This is a genomic window from Actinoplanes oblitus, assembly GCF_030252345.1.
In the GTDB taxonomy this organism is placed as follows: Bacteria; Actinomycetota; Actinomycetes; order Mycobacteriales; family Micromonosporaceae; genus Actinoplanes; species Actinoplanes oblitus.
In genome coordinates this window covers 526,748-548,418 of sequence record NZ_CP126980.1, presented here as the reverse complement: position 1 = coordinate 548,418, position 21,671 = coordinate 526,748, and the positions used below count along the sequence as shown (strand labels likewise).

The window sequence follows — 21,671 nt, the reverse complement described above, 5'->3', positions numbered from 1 at the left end:
CGGCCGCTCAGTGTGAGCCTTGTTGCCATTGTTAGGCAGCAAGGCATCTCGCCGCCGTCATCTGCCGAGTCGGGTGCGACTACCTGCTGGGACGTTTGGCAAGATGGGTCACTGCAGTCGAGCAGGGAGGTCTGACGTGCGGGCAGACAGTCCGCGGTGGCGTGAGGTCACCGCATCCGAGTTCCCGCACGAGCGGGAGGGCCTCGCGCATCTGCGTGAGCTACTCCCCGACCGGGGCCCGTTCCGCGCGTGGACGAACTTCGAGTTCCGCGACCGCGACGGCAAATGGTATGAGATCGATGCCCTTGTCCTCGGCGAACGTCGGCTGCACCTTATCGAGCTCAAGCACTATCAAGGCACCATCACCGGAAACGCTTACCGGTGGCAGCGTAATGGCCGCAGCGAAGACTCCCCGTTGCTGCTGGCGCGCCGTAAGGCGCAACGACTCAAGGGTGTCATCACCGACGCTCTCCGTCAGCTCCAGCCGAACCTCGACCCCCGGCACATTCCGTACGTGCAGCACTCCGTCTTCCTGCACGCCGAAAACGGCCGGTGCGCGTTGCCGCCGTCCGACGCGACGGACCTGTTCGGTCTCGACGGCTCGGAACACCGCAGCGGCCTGCCCAGCATTGCGCAGCGGGTGCTGGAGCCGGCCCTGCCGGGTCAGCGTGCCGGTCTGATCGAGCACGACGATCTTCTCGTTCAGCTGTTCGAGCGAATCGGCTTCGCGCTGCGCCGGGAACATGAGGTGGGCTCCTGGCGGATCGTCGGCGAGCCGCTGGCCGAGGGCGACGGCTGGCAAGACTGGCCCGCCGAGCACCGGCTGGCCCGGCGTGACGAGGCGCGCATCCGCTTCTTCGTCAGCAAAACCGGCGCCTCCGACGAGGAACGCCGCAGCACGCTGCGGTTGGCCGAGCGGGAGTATGCGCTGACCAGCCGGCTGCACCACGACGCCATCCTGCGTCCCCGCGACCTGGTGGAGGACGAGCTCGGCGTCGGCCTGGTCTACCCCCGCGACGATGCCTTCGATCGCCTTGACCTGTGGCTGAACGACCACGGAGACCGTCTGTCGCTGCACGAGCGGGTCGGGATGATCCGCCAGCTAGCCGAGGCGTTGGCTTATGCACACCGCCACCACGTGGTGCACCGCGGGTTGTCGCCGGTGGCCGTGCTGGCGCGGTCGCGCACCTCCGACGAGATCGAGATCCGGCTCGGCGACTGGCAGGTGGCGGGTGCTGACGCTCCGGGGAGCAGCACGCCGAGCCCGACCGCGACGAGGCTTTTCGCCGTCATGGAGGGCCGTGAGGCGGTTGATCCGGTGGCGCAGCGCAGCCGTGCCTACCTTGCCCCCGAGGGGCGCTGGGATCGCTCGGCTGACCGCATCCGCCTGGACGTTTTCGCCCTGGGCGCAGTGGCGTATCACGTCGTCGCGGGCCGTGCGCCGGCCACTGACGAGGTGGAACTACGCGAGCGGGTGGCCCGTGACCGGGGCCTCGACCTGGTCGCCGACGTGCCGGAGGTGCCGCCGCGGCTGCGGGAACTGGTCCTGCGCGCCACCCGTCCGGCGGTCACTGACCGTCTTGCCGACGTGCAGGCCTTCCTCGGGCTGCTGGACGAGGTCGACAGGGAGGTAGCCGCCAGCACCGCGGACGCGGTCGACGATCCTCTGGACGCCGCACCGGGGATGCTGCTCGGCCAGCGATTCGAGCTGCTGCGCCGACTGGGCTCCGGATCGACGGCCACTGGCCTTCTGGTTAGCGACCGCGCGGCCGGGGGCGAGCGCCGTGTGCTTAAGGTCGCATCGGACAACGCGGCAGCGGCCCGGCTGCGTGGCGAGGCCGAGGTGCTGGCTTCGCTGCCACCGCATCCGCGGCTGATCCGGTTGATTGAGAAGACTCCGCTGGAGGTGGGCAAGCGCACCGCCCTGCTGCTGGAAAGCGCCGGCGAAACCACGCTCGCCGAGGTGCTGCGGGAACGGCCGCGGCTCTCCATCGACCTGCTCGACCGGTTCGGCACCGACCTGTTGCAGGCGCTTGTCGCCCTGGACAAGGCGAGCATCGATCACCGCGACATCAAACCCGCAAATCTTGGCGTACGCGAACAGCGGGGCGACCGGGCCAAGCACTTGGTGCTCTTCGACTTCTCGTTGTCGCGGGCCGGAGCCTCGGCGGTGGAGGCAGGTACCCCGCCCTATCTCGACCCCTTCCTCGGCACGGGTCTGCGCCCCACCTGGGATTCGGCCGCCGAGCGGTACGCCGCCGCAGTGACCCTGTTCGAGATGGCCACCGGGCACGCTCCCCGCTTCGGTGACGGGCGGACCAACCCGGCCGTGATCCCCGATGAAGCCACCATCGAGCCCGCCGCCTTCGACTTCAGTATCGCTGATGCGTTGGTTGGATTCTTCCGACGGGCGCTGCGGCGCGACGCGCGGGAGAGGTTCCACACCGCAGCCGAGATGCTGGCAGCTTGGCGTGCTGTCTTCCCGGTGGAGACCACGAGCCTGCCCGACGACGCGGACGAGGTGGCCGCGGCCGCACAGCCGTCCACCCCGCTGGCAAAGTCTGGCCTGTCCGCGCGTGCCCTCTCAGCACTCGAGCCGCTGCGCCTGGAGACTGCCGGTGACCTAGCCGCAGTTGACCCCGGCAGGCTGTCCCGGCTCGCCGGCGTCGCCGACGCCACCCGGAAGGAAGTGCGTAGCCGGGCCAAGCAGTGGCGCAGCCGGTTCGGGGTGAAGGTTGCAGCCGTTCCGGAGCCGACCGCGACCGTGGGTGGGCTCACCGCGGACGTGCGGATGACAGCCGATCTGTTGGTTCGGGTTGCACGCACGCCGGCCCGGCAGCGAGTGGCTCGTCGCATTCTCGGTCTGCCTGGAGAGGCCGAGGCCCCGTCGGATGTCTTCGCACCGCTCGCCGAGTTGGCTGCGCCACTGGGCATGAATGGTGGCCCGCAGGTCTCCCTCACTTTGTCGGCAATGCAGGAAGCTTGGGCTGCAGACGACGAGGCCAGGGGACGGCTGGACGCCGTTCTCGGCCATGCTCACCGGCTCCTGCTGGGACTCGGTGGCGTCGCCGGCGTCGATCACGTCGTAGCGGCTTGGGATGCCGAAAGCGCTACGGCGGAGACGAGTCGCCTGGTGGCCGGATTGCTGAAACTGGCGCTGGACCGTGCTGACATCGTGGAACGTGGCGGCGGTGACCGCGCCCCCGTCGTGCGGCGGCGTCGGCGAAAGGGCCGCACGCAGCTTCTCGCCACCACCCCGGTACTGCTGGAAGTCGCGGATCTGCTCGGCGAGCGCGCCGACGAGCTGGTTACCGCGGCAGTTACCACAGGAGAAGACCTCATCCCGGTAAGCCGAGCCGCCGCCCGGCTCCGACCGGTGTGGCCCACCGAAGCCCCGGCGATCGACGACATCCGGCTGGTCCGCTTGGCTGCCCGCCTGGCAACCCGGGCCGGCGCCTCCTGGCAGGGCGAACTGCACGACCGGCAGCTCGACGCGGCGGTCGCGGTCCGCAATGCACTCGGTGGCCTCGCCCCTTCACAACAGCTGACCGTGCACGATTTGGTCGATCGGGTACGCGCCCGATTCCCCGACCTGCCGACGTTGCCCGGCCGGCCGCAGCTCGACGGTGTTGTCGTGCGGGCCGGGGTTCCGCTGCAGTGGAACGGCGAGGCGTACGTCGTACCATCTCGCCCGTCCGACACCACCCTTGCCAGCCGGACCGCGGTGACCAGCGTGCCGGTTTCCTCCGCGGCGCCCGCCGGGTCGGCCGAGGATGTACGGCTCGCGGAGAGCGTACGCAGCAGGGGTTTTCTCGCTTTGGGCGTGCCGCCGCTGCGGCTTGACGCGGCGGCTGCCGCGCTGGCGGGGCGGCACGGCGCGCATGTTCTTGATGTCACCGCGGTGCTGCTGGAGGCGCTGCGTGCCGAGAGTACGCGTCGCGGCGTGCCGTGGGACGCGGTGCGCGCCGCGGATGCCGCGGAGCCGGGTAGTCGCCCCGCCCAGGGTCTCAGCGCACTGGTCCGCGCCGCCGTGCCAGCCGTTGAGGCCGCGATCTCCGACGCCTGTGCAGCGGCATCGGCGGGTACCCGGCCAGTGCTGCTGGTGGAGGCGGCTCCACTGGCCCGCTACGAGCACACCGAGGTGCTGGCCCGGTTGGCGGACCTGACGGCGAAGCGTTCGCAAGCTGTCTGGCTGCTGCTGCCAGACGACGGGCGCGGTGCCTTGCTGGACGGGGTGCCGCTGCGACTCGGGCACGGCGGCCAGTTCCTGCGACTGGACGAGAAATGGCTGCGCACGTCGGCCGCTGAGAAGGAGAATGTATGAGCGCCGGTGCCACACTGACCGCTGAGTTGCGCGCCGAGGTGAAGATCCTCGAGGAGGATCTGCGCCAGCGGTTGGCGGCGCTACCGGACGTGAAGAAGTCCTGGGATCGCCAGTGGAAAGACGCGTCGACGGTCGGGCGTACCGCGATCTCCTGGGAGGAATGGTCCAGCGAGCGGATCACGCAGGCCGCGGTCGCCTGGGTGCTGACCACCGTCTTCATCCGCTTCGCGGAGGACAACAGCCTGATCAAGCCAGTCTGGATCTCCGGGCCGCCGGCCCGGCGGGCCGAGGCGCTCAATGCCCAGAGCGAGTTCATGCGTACGCGTGCGCAGGCCGGCGAGAATCCGACGGACCGGGACTGGCTGTTGAAAGCCGTTGACTACCTGTCCGGGCTGCCGGCTGCTCGTGAGCTGGTGGACGAGACGTCAGCGCTTTGGCTAATCACCCCGTCCGGTGACGCGGCAGGGCGGCTGCTCGCCTTCTGGCGCGAACGCGACGAGGCCGGTGAGCTGCGCCGCGACCTCCGCGACGAGAAACTTGACACCCGATTCCTGGGCGACATTTATCAAGATCTATCGGAAGAGGCCAAGTCACGGTACGCGCTGCTGCAGACGCCGGATTTCGTAGAGAGGTTCATCCTCGACCGGACCTTGGAACCCGCACTGAAGGAGCGGCCACTGGAAGGTTTCAAGGTAATCGATCCAACGTGCGGGTCGGGGCACTTCCTGCTGGGTGCGTTCGAGCGGTTGCGCGAGCGATGGGAGGAACATGCGGCAGGGGTGGTGCCGCGTGCCCGGGTGCAGAAGGCACTGGACGCTATCCACGGCGTCGACCTGAACCCCTTCGCGGTGGCAATTGCGCGGTTCCGGTTGACGATCGCGGCGCTGCAAGCGGCCGGAGAGACCTCGCTAGACGCCGGGAACCCAGTTGTCTTCAAGCTAAACCTGGCCGCCGGGGACTCACTATTGCACGGCCTCGACCAGCAGGAATTCGACTACGGCGCTGAGCACCACGCTGACCGGACCGCCGGAAACCATGCCTATCCCACCGAGAACCTGGCAGCGCTGCGTCGCATCCTGGACAACGGCCAGTACGACGTGGTGGTCGGCAACCCGCCCTACATCACGGTCAAGGACAAGGCACTCAACGCCGCCTACCGGGACCGATACAAGTACCTCAAGGGCACGTATGCGCTGACCGTGCCATTCATGGAGCGGTTCTTCGCGCTTGCGAAGTCGGGCGAGCGGGCTGGTTGGGTCGGTCAGATCACCAGCAACTCGTTCATGAAACGAGAATTCGGTGCGCCACTGATCGAGAAGTTCTTTCCGACAAAGGACCTGCGGCTAGTAGCGGACACCTCCGGCGCTTATATTCCAGGTCACGGAACTCCAACGGTGATCTTGGTGGGTCGGAATCACCGCCCTACTAGTGAAACGGTACGGGCCATTCTTGGCGTGCGCGGCGAGCCCAGCCGACCAGAAGTTCCCGCGAAGGGCATGGTCTGGGCGGCAATCACCGAGTATGTCGATGAGCCCGGGCATACGGACGACTGGGTTACTGTGGCCGACTTGCTACGGCGGACGCTGGCGGTTCACCCATGGTCGCTCAGTGGAGGAGGCGCGGGGGACGTAGCCGAGGCGATCGCGGCTTCTTCAGCGCGTGTACTCGGCAAGTCCGTGAGCAGCGTGGGAAGGACCACAGCTACCGGAGCAGACGATCTTTATTTCACGACCGCTGCTCGCGCAAAGGCGCTCGGGTTGACCGAATCAACGCGTGGCATCGTCGTCGGCGACCTGGCACGAGATTTCACCGTCAGCAGTGAAGTCGTGTGGTGGCCTTACAAAGACATGCTCGCAGAGAACCCGATTTCGCTGGACTCGGATCTAGCTACCAGAATTCTCTGGCCGATGCGGAGTTTGCTCAGGGAGCGCGTGATCTTCGGTCAGTCCATTGCCGATCGCGGAGTTCCGTGGGTCGTGCATCTTGAGTGCTATAGCTCCAAGCTGGCCAATCCGCTCGGGATCTTCTTCGCTTTCGTGGCAACACACAACCATTTCTCTCTCAATAGAAGTGGCTTTCTATCGAACCGCACTGCTCCAGTGATTAAGTTGCCCGAGCGGGCGACGGAGGACGACCACCTGGCGCTGCTTGGGGTGCTGAACTCGTCTACCGCCTGCTTCTGGCTCAAGCAGAACAGCCACGACAAGGGCAGTCAGGGAGTGAACGAGGGCGTTAAAGCAGAGTCTTGGGAGCGGTTCTACGAATTCACCGGCACGACGATGAAAGATTTCCCTCTGCCATCTCGGCCGGTGAGTCGAGGGCGGCTGCTCGACAACCTGGCACAGCGGCTTTCTCAACTGGCTCCGCAAGCGGTAGTTGAGGCTGGCATACCGGTGCGCGAGGCGCTGAAGGAAGCGTATGAGGGCTACCTCGCCACCCGAGCGCAGATGATTGCCCAGCAGGAGGAGTTGGACTGGGAGGTCTACCGACTCTACGGGCTTGTTGACGAGGACCTGACGTATGCCGGGGATGACCTGCCTGAGCTGGCGCTCGGCGAGCGGGCGTTCGAGATCGTGTTGGCGTGGCGGATGCGCGACGGCGAGGAGCAGACCGCCTGGTTCGCACGACACGGGTCGACGCCGCTCACGGAGATTCCCCAGCACTGGCCGGCCGCGTACCGGGAACTCGTGCAGCGCCGGATTGAACTGATCGCGTCTCACCCGTACCTCAAATTGCTGGAGCGACCCGAGAACAAGCGCAGGTGGGCCGCCGAGCCGTGGGAGAAGCAGGAAGAGCGCGCATTGCGCGCCTGGCTGCTGGACCGGCTGGAGGACCGGCGTTTATGGTTCGACCACAGTGGCGCTCCGATGACCCGCAGTGTCGCGCAGCTCGCAGACGACGTGGCGCGCGATGCGGACATGGCCTCCGTGCTGACGCTCTGGGAGGGGCGGCCGGACGTGCCCGTCGCAACAAGCCTGGAGAAGCTGCTTGCCCGGGAGGCGGTGCCCTATCTGGCCGCTTATCGGTACAAGGAGAGCGGGCTGCGCAAGCGAGCAGCCTGGGAAGATACCTGGGCGATGCAACGCCGCGAGGACGCTGGCGAGAAGCTGAAAGATCCGATCCCGGTGCCGCCGAAGTACACCTCGGCGGACTTCCTCCGTAAGGAGTACTGGGACAACCGCGGCAAGCTGGACGTGCCGAAGGAGCGTTTCATCCTCTACCCGGACACCACGCGGGAGACCGACCCATCGCCGGTGCTCGGCTGGGCCGGCTGGGATCATGCTCAGCAGGCGTTCGCACTCGATCAACTGATCATTCAGGGGGAGACGGACGGCTGGCCCGACGAGCGTCTGATTCCCCTGGTTGCCGGGCTGTCCGAGCTGCAGCCGTGGGTGGAGCAGTGGCATCAGGAGGCCGACGACTTCTACGGCGGCGAGTCGGCGGCAAATACCGTCCGGCAGCAACTCGACGAGCGGATGCAGCAGGTCGAACGTACCCGGGAGCAGCTTGCCGCGTGGCGGCCGCAACCGGCCCGGCGTGGCCGCAGGGCAGCCAGGTAGGGCAGGCTCAACGGCATGGGGCGAAGCGCGGAGGAGCTGCTGCAACTGCTCGCCGATTTGGAGAGCGACCAGGTCGAGCGCAAGGAGTGGATAACGAGGGCCGGCACCAAGGATCCGCTCTATCAGGCCGTATGGGCCTTCGCGAACGATCTGCCGGACCAACGCAGCCCCGGCGTGCACGTGCTCAAGCAATATCGCAGCCTGATGCCGCTGTCTTACGAGGCGCACATGCCGATCTTTGCCCTCAAACCTGCCGACGGTGCTTTCGGCGGTCATCAAGCCGCCGTCCGGGCCATGGCCGCGGACTTCGGCGCGCTGGCTGAACGTATCCTCACTGAAGTCGGCGGACCAGACGGAACATCAAAGGGAGCGGCCACATGAGCACCCTGTTGCGCGACATCATCAAGATTCCTGAGACCGCGGGTGCCGACGACTATGTCCTGCGGCTGACCGAGGGCGTGGGCAGCGGGCGGCTGGCCCGAACCATCAAGGAATACGTCGTCACCGACCAGTTAGCGGAAGCCTTCGACTCGGCTCTCGGGCTGGTGGTCTCCGCGCTGCGTGACGACCAGAGCCGCGCGGCGTTTCTGTCCGGCTCGTTCGGGTCCGGCAAGAGCCACTTCATGGCTGTGCTCTATGCCTTGCTGGGGCACGACGCGAACGCCCGGGGCAAGACGGAACTCCAGCCGGCGGTGGCCCGGCACGACACCGCGATCAGCGGAAAGAAGTTCCTGCGGTTAGCGTTCCACTTCCTCGACGCCCGCAGCATCGATGAAACGATCCTCGGCGGATACGTTGCTCAGATTCAGGCGCTGCATCCCGGCTGTGATCTGCCGGCCGTGCACCGCAGCGACGCGGTGCTGGCCGACGCCGAGGCGCTGCGGCTGCGTCTAGGCGACGACACGTTCTTCGCCGGGCTTAACGGGGGTGGGGACGTCTGGTCCGGTGTGCTGGAGGGTGGCGCCTGGAACGCCGAACGGTACGACCGGGCCCGATCCGCCGACTTCGGTGATGAAGACCGGACGAAGCTGGTCTCCGCGCTGGTGCGGCACTACTTCACAGCCTTCACGTCGACTGCGGAGTTCGTCCCGCTCGACGAGGGGCTGTCAGCGATTTCCGCGCATGCCAAGAGCCTCGGCTACGACGCGGTCGTGCTGTTCCTTGACGAGCTGGTGCTGTGGCTGTCGTTCAGCGTCCGGGACCGGCAGTTCTTCGGCCGTGAGGCGCAGAAGATCACCAAGCTGGTGGAGTCCGGATTCGGTGAACGAGCCATTCCACTCATCTCCTTCGTGGCACGACAGCTGGACCTGAAGCGGTACTTCGCCGACGCAGGCGGCGGTGTGGGCGCCGAGCAGGAGGCTCTCGACAATGCCTTCCGTCATCAGGAGGGTCGCTTCCTCACCATCAAGCTCGGTGACGACAACCTCCCGTACGTGGCGGAGAAACGCCTCCTGGAACCGCACGACGAGGCGGCGCGTGCGGTCCTGCACGACGCCTTCCGCCAGCTCGACCGGCGGCCCGAGGTGTGGGACGTGCTGCTCGACGGGGTGAACACCGACGACAGCCATCGCGGCAGCGATCAAGAGGCGTTCCGGCGCACCTACCCGTTCTCCCCGGCGCTGGTGTCGACCCTGCGGACGCTCGCGTCGGCGATGCAGCGAGACCGCACCGCGCTGAAGGTGATGCAGCAGCTCCTGGTCCAGCGGCGGGACTATCTGACTATCGACGACATCGTGCCGGTCGGCGACGTCTTCGAACTGGTGGTCGACGGCAATCAGGCGCTGACCCCAGAGATGGCCGGTCGCTTCAAGAACGCGCGGGCACTCTACGACAACAAAATACGCCCGTTGCTGCTGCGTGAGCACAAATTGGCTGAGGCGGACATTGCGGGGCTGCCCCAGAGACATCCCTTCCACGCTGATGACCGCCTGGTCAAGACGCTAGTGCTGTCGGCGGTGGCGCCCGAAGTGCCGGCCTTGAAGGAGCTGACCGGCTCACGGCTGGCGGCACTCAACCACGGGTCCATTACCGCGCCGGCCTTCCGGGGCCGGGAGGGCTCCCTGGTGGTGACGAAGGTACGCCGCTGGCAGCGAGATGTTCCTGAGCTCCAGATTACTGGCGACCCGCGCAATCCGGTGATTCGGGTACGCATCGCCGAGGTCGACTACGAGAGCATCGTCGAGAAGGCCAAGGGTGAGGACAACGACGGCCGCCAGCGGGAGACGCTAAAACGCCTGGTGTGGGACGCCCTCGCACTCGATGACATCGACGGCGATGCCTTCGGGGTGTCCCGGCAGCAGCGCATTTGGCGGGGCTCCCGGCGGGAGGCCGAGGTGGTGTTCGGCAACGTCAGGGATCGTGCCTGGCTCACCGACGGCGTCTTCGAAGCCGGCCCGGACACCTGGCGGTTCGTCATCGACTACCCGTTCGACGCCGACGGCCGCAGCGCCCTGGAAGACCTCAACCGGATCGAAGACCTCAAGGGCCGGGTGGTCAGCCGGACCGTCGTCTGGGTGCCGCACTTCCTCGGCGCCGAGCGGCTTCGTGATCTGGGCCGGCTGGTGATCCTAGACTGGCTGCTGGGCGGCTCAGGCGATCGATGGACCACGCACGCCAACCACCTCGCCGAAGCGGATCGGGTACAGGCCCGCATCATCCTGGAGACCCAGCGCGACGCGCTCCGGGAGCGACTGCGCCAGGCTATCCAGGAGGCGTACGGAGCTGCGTCGCCGACCCAGGGCACGCTGGAGATGCTCGACGGACATGACCGAGTGCTGTTCAGCCTGCACCCGGAGTTCAACCCCACAGCTCCGGTCGGACACGACCTATCTGCCGCGTTCAGTAACCTGATCGACCAAGCGTTCAGCGCGGTGTTCCCCGGCCATCCGCGGTTCGAACCGGAGGACCGGGAGATTCGGGTCGGTGAGCTGACAGCGGTACTGCATGCGGTGGAGGCCGCTCGGCAGGATCCTGACGGCCGGGCGTTTATCGAGCCAGCGAAGCGGGAGGCGGTCCGCCGGGTCGCCAACCCACTCGGGGTCGGGCACATGGGAGAGACGCACTTCCTCTTCGGTGCCGACCGGTTCCGGTGGGACATGCAGCTGGCCACCGCGATGGGTCGCGACGGGCTCGCTCCGGGCGACCCGGTCGACGTCAAACGGCTGCGTTCATGGATCACCTCGGTGACACCGCCGACCGGGCTCCGGCCCGAGATCGTGGACCTGGTCATCTGTGCCTGGTCGATCCTGCATTCGCGGGCGTGGTACCGCTACGGCACGGCACTGGCCTCTGCACCGCAACCAGGCTCCCTGTCGCCGGAGATGGAGCTGCGACCGGAGCCATTGCCGTCCGCCGACGACTGGAAGCTGGCCGTCGAACGCGTCGGGCATCTGTTCGGTGTCTTCGGGAACCCGTACCTGACCGGACAGTCGGTCACTGAACTGACCGAAACACTCAGTGCAGCCACCCGGCAGTCAGCCGGTGCCGCGGGGGCGCTCGTCACTTCGCTCGAAAAGGTTTACCAGCGCTTCGGTCTCGACGTGACGGCCGGATCCGGTCGGCTGGCCACTGCTCGTGCCGCCTCTGGTCTGCTCGCCGCTCTTGAATCAGCGGGTGATCGGGTCCGGGTGGTCGAGGTGCTGGCCAGGCACGAACTGCCGGCCACTCCGCAAGCCGTGTCCCGGTCGCTGACCTCCGCCGCGAAGCTGGTCGACTTCCTCAAGAGCTTCGCCTGGGACCGGCTGCGCCCGGTGCAGGACGCTGCTGGCGGGAACGACGACCGGTCTCTCGACGCGCGCAACATCGTGGAACGGCTGCGCATCGCAGTGACTGCGGACGAGCTGGCGCAGTCACTGCAGTCGGCACTGCAAAGAGCTGAGGACGACGCCTTCAAGTGGGCTATTCTCCCGCCAGCTCCGATTCCCACCCCCACGCCGACCCCGCCACCGACCTCGACCCGTGGCGGTCGGCGAACGATCGCGTCAAGTGCCGACCTAGACGCCGTCCTCGCCGAGGTTCGAGCCTTCGCCGAACAGACGAACCGGACCATCGTGATCGAGTGGCGGGAACAGCAATGACTGTTCCCGCAGCGACCCTTCCGGTGTTGCGGGCGCTGCTCGACGAAGCACACCGCAGGCGGTATCGCGGTGGGGTCCTCGCCGTGTCGGCCAAGCCCGACTGGGACGGACCGGCCGACTTCGAGCACGACGGCGTGCCGGTGCGCGTCGTCGGCTGTCCCTCCACCCTGGCGGTGCGGGAAGCGCTGCTCGATCGGGCGGCCGACCGGTGGCTGATTTTGTTGACCGATCGTGATGACAGCGAGCTGGGTCTGGGCATCACTGCTCACCTGACGTGGCAGCGCACCAGGCGGCCAGATCCTTGGGCCGCCGTGCAGGACCGATTCGAGGCAACCAGGATCGATCATCGTCTGGTCTCTCGCCCCGACAACCGGGACTTGGCGCTCGGACTGCTCAGTGCAACACCCTCCGACGGCTGGCCGCCGGCACGAGCGGCGCTGCTGACCCGTGACCATGCGCTGAGCGCGGTTGCGGCGAGCAGACTGGGCCTCGGTCGGGCAGGCGAGCCGCTCGACTTCGCCTCGGTGCTGCGGTGGACCACCCGAGATGAAGCCGCGAACATGCTGGCCGGCCTCCGGTCAATCACCGTCGAAGCATTGGTCGGCGAAGTACTGACCTGGGCTGCCGAGCGATGCGGCACAACCGGCCCGGCTGTCGCGGCGCTATTGCGCGGCGGACGCACAGGCGATGTCGTGCCGTTGGGCCTGGTTGCCCGAGCGGTGCTCGCCACCCCGGGCGGTTCCGGGCCGCGAGCCCTCTTCGGCCGCGAGACCGGGGTGCAGCTGCCCGATCACGTCGTCACGGCCTGGGCGACGGAAGCGGAGGCAGTCGTCCGTGACCTGATCTCTGGGGATCAGGAAGCCGCGGCACGGGTGCTGGCCCGCGCGGAGACGCTGCTGGATGCACTCGAAGCGGTTGCCCACGCTGGTGAGTCGAATGTTCTCCGTCGCGGTCTCACCGCACGCCTGGCTGAACTCGGCGAGGCGTTGCGACGGTGTGTGGCCCGTTCCACCAGCCGGGCCGGGACGGATGGGGCCGACGCTGTACTGGCTGATGTCCTGGTCCTGCCAGACGTGGAGAGAGCCCGCGAACGCGTCGAGGATCATGCCCTCGCACGCCACGCCGATGAGGTACGCGTGCCGCGGGCGATCGCCGGCGTTCGCTTGGCCAGATGGCTTGCGCAGCGATCAGACGTTTCTGGCGACCTCGGCGCTCTGACAAGTCGGCATCGGGACGATGATGCCTGGGCCGACCGCGCGATCGCCGCAGCCTGGACCGGCGTCGACGACGAGTCGCTGGCGCAAGGACTGCGGGCGGTGCTCGAGGCTGCACGCCTCCGGCGGGACGTACACGACCGCGATTTCGGTAGGGCACTGGCGAAGCACTCAGGGTCCGCACCTGACGGTCTTTACTACCTGGAAGACATGCTGGCGGCGACCGTGCTGCCACTTGCCAAGGATCAGCCCGTGTTGCTGGTGGTGGCCGACGGAATGAGTCAGGCCGTCGCCACCGAGGTGGTCGATGACCTCGTCCGGCGCTACGACACCTGGCTTGAGTGCCTGCCGGAGAAAAACGAACGACGACTGGCCGCGCTTGCTGTGCTTCCGTCGTTGACGGAGGTGAGTCGTGCCAGCCTTCTTTCCGGCACGCTGGCCGTCGGGCAGCAGAACGTGGAACAGCGGGGACTGAGCGCCCTGGCCAAATCGCACGGCGTTCGTGCCGAGCTCTTCCACAAGCTGACCCTCGACACCAGCCCGGACGGATACGCCCTGGCTTTGGACGTTGCCGCGGCGATAGACAACACCGACGTCGCGCTTGTCGTGTGCGTCCTCAACACCATCGACGATTCGCTGGACCGATCCAACCCGGGCGGCACCGCCTGGACTGCCGACGCGGTCAAGCATCTGCGCCCCTTGATGGAGCGGGCCCGCCGGGCTGGGAGACTGGTGGTGCTCACTTCCGACCACGGCCACGTGGTGGAACGGCGCCAAGGTCGTCAGCAGGCCGCTGCGGGCACCTCCAGCAACCGCTCGCGTCCGGCGGCAGGTGGTCCTGGTCCCACCGATGACGAAGTGCGGGTGAGCGGTCCGCGCGTGCTGCTGCATGATGGCAACGCGATCCTTGCCGTAAACGAACGTCTTCGATACGGCCCGCTCAAGGCTGGCTACCACGGTGGGGCGGCCCCGGCCGAGGTCGTCGTGCCGATCAGTGTCCTGGCCCCCGGCGAGCCGCCGACCGGATGGCGACTGGCACCACCGCAATCGCCCAGCTGGTGGCGAAGCGCGCAGGCCCCGGCTCCGAGCACCCACCCCGCGGCCGTTCCCGCAGCGAAATCGGCGCGGGCAGTCAAGGACCAACAGGCTGTGCCGACCCTGTTCGATACACCTGACGAACCCGTTGTATCGGGAAGTCGGGCTGAGGCTGTGCTCGTCAGCGCGGCCTACCGGGATCAGCGCAAGCGGTCGGCGCGCGTGGCGATCAGTGACGTCCAGGTGCGGCGGCTACTCGACGCGCTGCTCGAGGCTCCAGCGCATCGGCTCGACCCGGAATCCGCGGCGGCCGCCCTCGGTGTGGCGACTGTTCAGCTCGGAGGCGCCCTTCCGCAGGTGCAACGACTGCTCAACGTCGAGCAGTACCCGGTGCTCAGCCGCGATCCGGACGGTGCCACCGTCGTGCTCGACGTCGACCTGCTCGGCGACCAGTTCGGGGTGCGGCTGTGACCGCGCACCTGAGTCCTCGCCGCAGGCAGGAGGTCATCAACGCGCTGCGGCGAGGCACCGTCCCGCACAATGGCTTGGACGTACTAGCCGTCGGGCTCGAACGCTTCGCTCCCACCATGGAAGCGGAGCTCGACAGCGTGGCCGGCGGCGCAGCTGTCTTCAAGGCGGTCCGTGGCGAGTACGGCTCCGGCAAGACCTTCTTCGCCCGATGGCTAGGTGAGCTGGCCAAACGGCGCGGAATGGCAGTGGCTGAAGTACAGATCTCCGAGACCGAGACGCCACTGCACCGGCTGGAGACCGTGTATCGGCGCATCTGCGAGTCACTGCAGACCGCTGAGTTTCCGCCATCGGCCCTGCGTCCCGTGCTCGACGCCTGGCTGTTCGGCTTGGAGCAGGAAGCCGGCGACGACACCGACGCGGTGCTCGAACGCCGATTGGCCGCCGTCTCGCAGACCACGCCGGCCTTCGCTGCCGCGTTGCGGGCGTACCGGCGTGCCACCCACGACGGTGACAACATCACCGCGGAAGGCCTCGTCGCCTGGCTCGGCGGCCAACCCCACGTCGCCGCCGCTGTTCGCCGAAACGCAGGCGTACGCGGGGATCTTGATCACTTCGGCGCGTTTGGTTTCTTGCAAGGTCTACTCACGGTGCTCCGCGACAGCGGCCACCCCGGTCTGCTGCTCGTTCTCGACGAAGTCGAAACCCTGCAACGCGCTCGCTCGGACGTACGCGACAAGGCGCTCAACGCGCTACGCCAACTCATCGATGAAGTCGATGCCGGTAGATTTCCCGGCCTCTACCTGCTGGTGACCGGAACCCCAGCGTTCTTCGAGGGCACTCAAGGCGTACAACGGCTGGCGCCATTGGCACAGCGCCTTGCCACCGATTTCACGACGGATGCCCGGTTCGACAATCCGCGGGCAGTGCAGATCCGCCTGCCGGGCTTCACCGATGGGGCGTTGCGTGAGGTCGGTATCAGAGTCCGCGACATCTACGCTGGGGACGTCACTGATCCCGTACGGATCGTAAGCCGAGTGGACGAGGCCTACGTCGCCGATCTTGCCGCAGCTATTGCAGGGCGCCTCGGAGGCAAGGTGGGCGTCGCGCCACGTCTGTTCCTGAAGAAGTTGGTCGGTGACGTGCTGGACCGGGTGGATCAGTTCCCCGACTTCGATCCGCGGGCGCACTACTCCGTCATGCTCAACGCAGCGGAGATGACCGAATCCGAGCGCAACGCAGCCAGCGCAGACGAGGTCTTTCTGGAGCTACCGTGACCGAAGACGACCAGCTCCACCCGGTCCTGCTCCATCACATCGTCAACTCCCTCGGCTGGGCCGATCTGCGGCCCATGCAACGGGCTGCGGTGGCGCCACTGCTGTCTGGAGACGACGCGCTGGTGCTGGCGCCCACCGCTGGCGGCAAGACGGAAGCCGCGATGTTCCCGTTGCTGTCACGCATGACTCAGGATCGGTGGACCGGTACGTCGGTCCTCTACATTTGCCCCCTCAAAGCGCTGCTGAACAACCTGATGCCCCGGTTGGAGCGCTACACCGAATGGCTCGGTCGCCGAGCAGCGGTTTGGCACGGCGACGTCACCGCACCGCGTCGACAGGCGATCCTCGCCGCTCGGCCCGATGTGCTGCTCACCACTCCGGAATCGCTCGAAGCGATGCTGGTCAGTCGGAAAGTCGACCATCGATCGTTCTTCAGCGGTCTGCGGGCTGTCGTGATCGATGAGGTACATGCCTTCGCCGGTGACGATCGAGGCTGGCATCTGTTGGCCGTTCTGGAGCGGCTCACTCACCTGCTCGGACGGCCAATCCAGCGAGTCGGATTGTCCGCCACGGTAGGGAATCCGGATGAGTTGCTGGCGTGGGTGCACGGGTCGGGGCGAGATGCCCGGCCCGGCCGGATCATCGCTCCCGAACAGCCGATGGCCGGCTCCGGACCGCCTCCAGGTCACATCGAACTGGACTACGTGGGGTCGCTGCAGAACGCCGCCAAAGTGATCGCGACATTGCACGGCGGAGAGAAGCGGCTGGTGTTCTGCGAGTCGCGACAGACGGTTGAAGAACTCGGCCAGATGCTGAGGGAACGCGGCGTCACAACCTTCCTGTCGCACGCATCGCTGTCCGCGGACGAACGCAGGCGGTCGGAGCAAGCCTTTGCCGAGGCCCGTGACTGCGTGATTGTGTCGACCAGCACCCTGGAACTCGGCATCGACGTCGGAGACCTGGACCGGGTCATCCAGATCGACGCGCCGAAGACGGTCGCGTCATTCCTGCAGCGACTCGGCCGCACTGGCCGCAGAGCAGGCACAACCCGCAACTGTCTGTTCCTCACACGAGACGGCGAGGCGCTCACCGAGGCCGCTGCGCTGCTGCTGCTGTGGGGCCGAGGATGGGTGGAACCGGTCGTCCCCCCACCGGAACCACGCCACATCATCGCCCAGCAGGTTCTTGCGCTCTGCTTGCAGGAACACCGCGTCGGTGATCGGCTTTGGGCGGAATGGTGGAACGGTCTGCCCCCGTTCGACCAGAGTGCCGAGCCCATCGTCCGCTACCTCTCCGGGCAGGGTTATCTGGAGAGCGACGGCGGCCTTCTCTTCATCGGCCCCGAGGCAGAGAAACGGTTCGGATATCGGCACTTCATGGGTATGACCGCCGTATTCACCGGGGCCCCCGAATTTGCCGTATTGCTTGGGCGCACCGACCTGGGGCGGATCGACCCCAGCCTGCTCACCGAGGAAGTTCAGGGCGACCGGCGGCTGCTGCTGAATGGCCGAAGCTGGCGAGTGACCTACGTCGACTGGCAGCGACGGAGATGCTTTGTCGAGCCGGCGGACGAGGGTGGCCGTGCACGATGGATGACCGGCGGCTGGGCGGGCTTAGGATTCGAACTCACGCGCGCCATTCGCGATGTGCTGCTGGGCAGCGATCCACCAGTGCAACTCACCGCACGGGCCACTGCCCGACTGTCCAAGGAACGCGGTGAGAAAACCGACTTCGTCCATCCTGGCGGCAATGTCATAACTCAGGACCGGCAGGGCGATCTGCGATGGTGGACATGGGCCGGTTTCCGAGCGAACGCCACGCTGGCCGCCACCCTCGGCGAAGTCATCGATCCCGTCCGGCGCTTCGATGACTGTCAGGTGAGGCTGCGCCGCGATCTGACCCCCGCGGAGTGGCGTGCCTTGACCGCGGATGCAAGGGACCGTCTCTGTCTTCCTGACGTGGACAAGAAGGCGCTGGACGGATTGAAGTTCAGTGTTGCTCTCCCCGAGCGGCTCGCGGTCGCGACACTAGCCGCTCGGCTCGCCGACTTGGAAGGGGCGGCTACTGTCCTGGCCGAGCCGGCACGTTTCGTGAAGCAATACTGGGATTAGTTGCTTTGCGCTCGCGGTAGCTGTTAGCAGCACTATGGATCAGATGCTTTCTTCGCAGTCGCTGTCGGCAACGGACTTTGGCGGCGGCTTGGAGTGGTGGGCCGCGGTCGTGTCGAGGATGGTGATCGCATGTCGCCACGGCGGGTGTCACACCGCGATAACCTTGGGCAGCAGGAGCCTTGGCACTCCGCCCCGAGCAGCGCTGATTGAAGTGGTCCTACGCTGTGTGATGGCGCCGCGTGGTGATCCGGTGGTGATCGGATGTCGGCGACCGTTTCAGCACGGGCGCGACCGCATCAGCACGTTCGAGTGGCGGCTATCGATCGGAGAGGTGCCTAACTCATGCACTCGGCCCGGACCTGCGGAAACATAGAGTCGCTCTGAGCTGCTAATATGCCTGTGGAAGCGGCTCTGAGTCCGGAGGCTACGGAGTGTGCGCGCGACCACTAGTCATTTGACTACGGATCCGAAGGGCAAACGCCGACTTCGGCGTCGGCCGTCGAGGGCTCGACCCATTGAGCAAACAGCGAGCGATGTCGGTGACCAGGAAGCGCACAATCGCGGGTATCTGGCCTGCATAAGCGTGTCGCATCCGCATTAGGAAACCGTTGCTCTATCCCCTGAGCTGCGAGGGCGCGAGTGCTCATGCTACCTGACCAGCAGTGACCACCAGCACCCGATAACACCCACCGCTGACCAGCAGCGTCGTGGCCGGGGCGATCCGGCCGCCGGACCACATCCGGAGCAACGCGATCGCCGCACTGCGGATTCGATGATCACCTGTGTGCGAGGCTGACCGCCGTTACCCACCGGCGACGGGACGTCTCAGGGCAGACCGGGGCGACGGTTGCGAGGCATCACCTTCGCGGTGAGCGGCGATGTCGGCCCGTAGCTCGTCATCGTCGGCCTCCCCCAGCTCGACGGTGGCGACCAGGGCGCGCAGGCGAGCCGACTCGCCGGGATGAGCAGCCCAGTGCTCCGCCGGGACGCGCTTCAGAACGGCGGTCAGCAAGTCGCCGGGGTAATAGTCACCCTCAGCCAACGGGTCGCGCTCGAAGATGTCGAGGGCTCGTGGCACCAGCACCGGAACACCTTCTCGCTGGCCGAGCAGGAGTCGGAGGTCTTCGACCTGGAGCGAGCCGATCGGCTTGCGCCGCAGCTCGTGGGCCGTGGCGACAAGCTTGGTGGCGTCGGCCGGCGCATCGCCCCAGGCGTCGCCTCCGATTTCCTCGAGGGACTGCTATCGCTTACCTTCACACCACGCCGACCAGCAGCTACGACGAGGCCTTCACCATTCCGGCTCCCCGTGATTTCGGCCAGGTCCCGACGGTAGCGGTGTGCCTGGACCACCTTCTCTGCCCTTCGTCGGGTCTCCGCGATGGCGATCTAGCCTCGGAGGTCCGCGGTCTGCTAACGGGGCACCCCACAGGGGTGGGGGTGCCCCGTCAAGCCCGTCACCCAGTTCTTCGGAGCCCGCTGGGATACCGGCGACGAGGGCAATCCGTCGCTATTCCACGATCGGTTGCGCGCTCGGTCTACTTGAGCGCCGCACCACCGGAGTGGCGATACGCGACCGTCTTGCTGATCAAGTTTCCGCCGTCGGTCTCGACCGAAGTCTGTTCCTCCTGTCCGGCACCGAACAGGAGCGCGGCGACATGCGCGTTCGCCACTTGGTCCATGTGCGCGAAGAACCAGTCCACCTTGTCGTCCTTGTAATGGTTGAGTGTGTTGTTTTGCTTCATGTTCCCTACGGGGATCTGCCACAAGACCACCGGCTTGCTTACGGACTCGGCCATCGTCTTGTAGAACTTGAGTGAGGCAGCGGCTTTCTGGTCGGTCCAGAAGTTGTCATAGCCGCCGTGGGCCGACTGTGCGTACCAGCCCGCGTCACGGTCCGACACGTCGGCGACCAGGAAATCCGCGTTCCGCGCCCCGAGTTTCTCGTAGTCCTTGACGCATCCCTGTGTGTTGCTCGGCCAGTCCCAGCAGGAAAGGTGGAACCCGACGGTGGTGTTCGGCGCATATTTGTGGGCCATCGCGATCAGGCAGCGGGAAAGTCCGGCAGCGCTGTCTTCCTGCGATCCGCAGTCCGCCGGATTCGCACTGGAGACCTTCGCGGCAACCCGATGCGGATCACCGAGCGACCGTACATATCCCCAGAAATCTGGCTCAAGGTCGATCATGTCGTGCGAGCTGCCGATCTTCTGAAGGAAGAAGCGGTAGTCGTTCATGTACCGGGTGAGCAGGTCAGCCCGGTTGATGGCCACCACCTCGCCCGGACCGTCGCCCGATCCCGCCAGATCCCCTAGATCCCGCAGCGAGTACCAGGTCCAGAAGAACTTCTGCGGGCGCGGGCTGCCCTTGTAGGTCGCCCGGGCCACATGGTCGTCCCACCAACTCACGTAATAGCCCGGCGGTGTGGTGCTGCCGGACCAGCAGCCCCACCAGTTCGTCCAATCGGCCTTACACCGCGAGGCCGAATAGTAGTCGGACGAGGGAGCCGGTTGGCTGTGCACATAGGCGTATCGCACGTCGAACGGCGCGGCGGCCGCCGAGGCGTCGGCCATCGAGCCGCCGATGAGCACCGTGTCGCTACCCATGAAGCGTGTGGCCGAGTTGCCACCACCGGCCGCGGCGGAAGAGGGTGATGCCGAGGCCGGGCGCGTCCCCCTCGCAGTTCGCGACGACGCCGACGACGGGCGCGTGCCACTCGACGACTGACTCGGGCGAACGCTGCTGCCCGTGGCGGTCGGTGTGCCGGCACTCCCGGCGGGGACGAGCTTCCATTGCTGATTGGTGCTGCCGGAGTCCCGGGATTGGACGATGGCGTCGCCATCCGTTCGGGAGGCGCCGCGGACCTCGACGGCCATGCCGCTGAAGCGATTGATCAGACGCACGTAACCCTCCGGCGAATCCGCTACCCGGAACTGCTGGTTGGCGCCGTTCAGATCACCCCACTGCACGATGCCCGCGCCCGCGGTCTTCGACCAGTTGTAGTCGTCCAGGATCTTGCCGGAATTCCGATTCTGCAACCGGTAATATCCGCTTCCCGCGTCGATGAATCGCCACTGCTGGTTGGCTCCGTCGTGCCGCGCCCACTGGACCACCGCGGCGCCGTCGTTCTTGGCGAATCCGCGACCGTCGAGCACTTTGCCGCTGTTGCGGTTGACGAGTACGTACCACGACTTCAGGTCCACGGTTCCCGCCGAAGCCTGCATCGTGCCGACCACGACACCGGCCCCGGCCACGACGGCCATGACCACAGCGGCCCAGGCACCGCGACGCGAGAACAGCTGACCGCCACGAAGCTTCACTTCTCGTCTCCTCGTACCGGTCGAGCGGAGCGACCGGCGACTGCCGACGTGACGGCCGCCGATCCGGCTGCCGTCAGCGCGGCGCACCATCGGTGACGTGGGGGTGCCAGGGACATGTCAGTGCTCTCTTTCAGCCGTTGCATCTGACGAGACGACATTGAAGTGGTCCGGGAGGAGCCGAAAGGTTGCCTGGGTGAGAAAGATTCCATCCGCGGCATCGAGAACTCGGACCTTGCCCAGCCCCGCCTGCCGCCGGTGCAGCGGTCACACCTGGCGATCAGTTCTGGGCAAA

The 21,671-nt window shown here is 66.7% G+C and carries 9 protein-coding genes; 7 read left to right on the top strand and 2 right to left on the bottom strand.

Going from position 1 to position 21,671, the window contains the following annotated elements; all coding sequences use genetic code 11:
• Positions 1 to 136: 136 nt before the first annotated feature.
• The 7 genes from pglW to Actob_RS02410 are packed head-to-tail and all read left to right on the top strand — an operon-like array spanning position 137 to position 18,065.
• Positions 137 to 4,324: a BREX system serine/threonine kinase PglW gene (gene pglW / locus Actob_RS02440; RefSeq protein WP_284918337.1), complete on the top strand. Its 4,188-nt coding sequence runs from the start codon at positions 137 to 139 to the stop codon at positions 4,322 to 4,324.
• Complete coding sequence (pglX, locus tag Actob_RS02435) at positions 4,321 to 7,884, top strand: BREX-2 system adenine-specific DNA-methyltransferase PglX (RefSeq protein ID WP_284918336.1); 3,564 nt, start codon at positions 4,321 to 4,323, stop codon at positions 7,882 to 7,884. The genes pglW and pglX overlap by 4 nt, the downstream gene beginning before the upstream one ends.
• A gap of 15 nt (positions 7,885 to 7,899) precedes the next feature.
• The gene (locus tag Actob_RS02430; RefSeq protein ID WP_284918335.1) at positions 7,900 to 8,265 is read left to right on the top strand and encodes a hypothetical protein; all 366 of its coding nucleotides are present in this window, start codon (positions 7,900 to 7,902) and stop codon (positions 8,263 to 8,265) included.
• The gene (locus tag Actob_RS02425) at positions 8,262 to 11,960 is read left to right on the top strand and encodes a DUF6079 family protein (protein ID WP_284918334.1); all 3,699 of its coding nucleotides are present in this window, start codon (positions 8,262 to 8,264) and stop codon (positions 11,958 to 11,960) included. The genes Actob_RS02430 and Actob_RS02425 overlap by 4 nt, the downstream gene beginning before the upstream one ends.
• Positions 11,957 to 14,680, top strand: coding sequence for a BREX-2 system phosphatase PglZ (gene pglZ / locus Actob_RS02420; RefSeq protein WP_284918333.1), 2,724 nt, complete (start codon positions 11,957 to 11,959; stop codon positions 14,678 to 14,680). Before Actob_RS02425 ends, pglZ begins: the two co-directional genes overlap by 4 nt.
• Complete coding sequence (brxD, locus tag Actob_RS02415; RefSeq protein WP_284918332.1) at positions 14,677 to 15,954, top strand: BREX system ATP-binding protein BrxD; 1,278 nt, start codon at positions 14,677 to 14,679, stop codon at positions 15,952 to 15,954. Before pglZ ends, brxD begins: the two co-directional genes overlap by 4 nt.
• Positions 15,951 to 18,065 carry a DEAD/DEAH box helicase gene (locus Actob_RS02410; RefSeq protein ID WP_284918331.1) on the top strand — a complete coding sequence of 705 codons (2,115 nt, stop codon included), beginning with the start codon at positions 15,951 to 15,953 and terminating at the stop codon, positions 18,063 to 18,065. The genes brxD and Actob_RS02410 overlap by 4 nt, the downstream gene beginning before the upstream one ends.
• Positions 18,066 to 18,867: 802 nt before the next feature.
• Here Actob_RS02410 and Actob_RS02405 read toward each other — a convergent pair.
• Together Actob_RS02405 and Actob_RS02400 are read right to left on the bottom strand one after the other, a co-directional pair.
• Entirely contained in the window at positions 18,868 to 19,290 is a 423-nt protein-coding gene (locus Actob_RS02405; protein WP_284922213.1) for a contact-dependent growth inhibition system immunity protein, read from the bottom strand.
• A 310-nt stretch (positions 19,291 to 19,600) separates the two neighbouring features.
• Positions 19,601 to 21,379, bottom strand: coding sequence for an RICIN domain-containing protein (locus Actob_RS02400; protein WP_284918330.1), 1,779 nt, complete (start codon positions 21,377 to 21,379; stop codon positions 19,601 to 19,603).
• Between the last annotated feature and the right edge of the window lie 292 nt (positions 21,380 to 21,671).

Bases quoted from the DNA above. Each gene is read 5' to 3' on its own strand.
- pglX (WP_284918336.1), top strand. From the start codon at position 4,321: ATGAGCGCCGGTGCCACACTGACCGCTGAGTTGCGCGCCGAGGTGAAG.
- Actob_RS02430 (WP_284918335.1), top strand. From the start codon at position 7,900: ATGGGGCGAAGCGCGGAGGAGCTGCTGCAACTGCTCGCCGATTTGGAG.
- Actob_RS02425 (WP_284918334.1), top strand. From the start codon at position 8,262: ATGAGCACCCTGTTGCGCGACATCATCAAGATTCCTGAGACCGCGGGT.
- pglZ (WP_284918333.1), top strand. From the start codon at position 11,957: ATGACTGTTCCCGCAGCGACCCTTCCGGTGTTGCGGGCGCTGCTCGAC.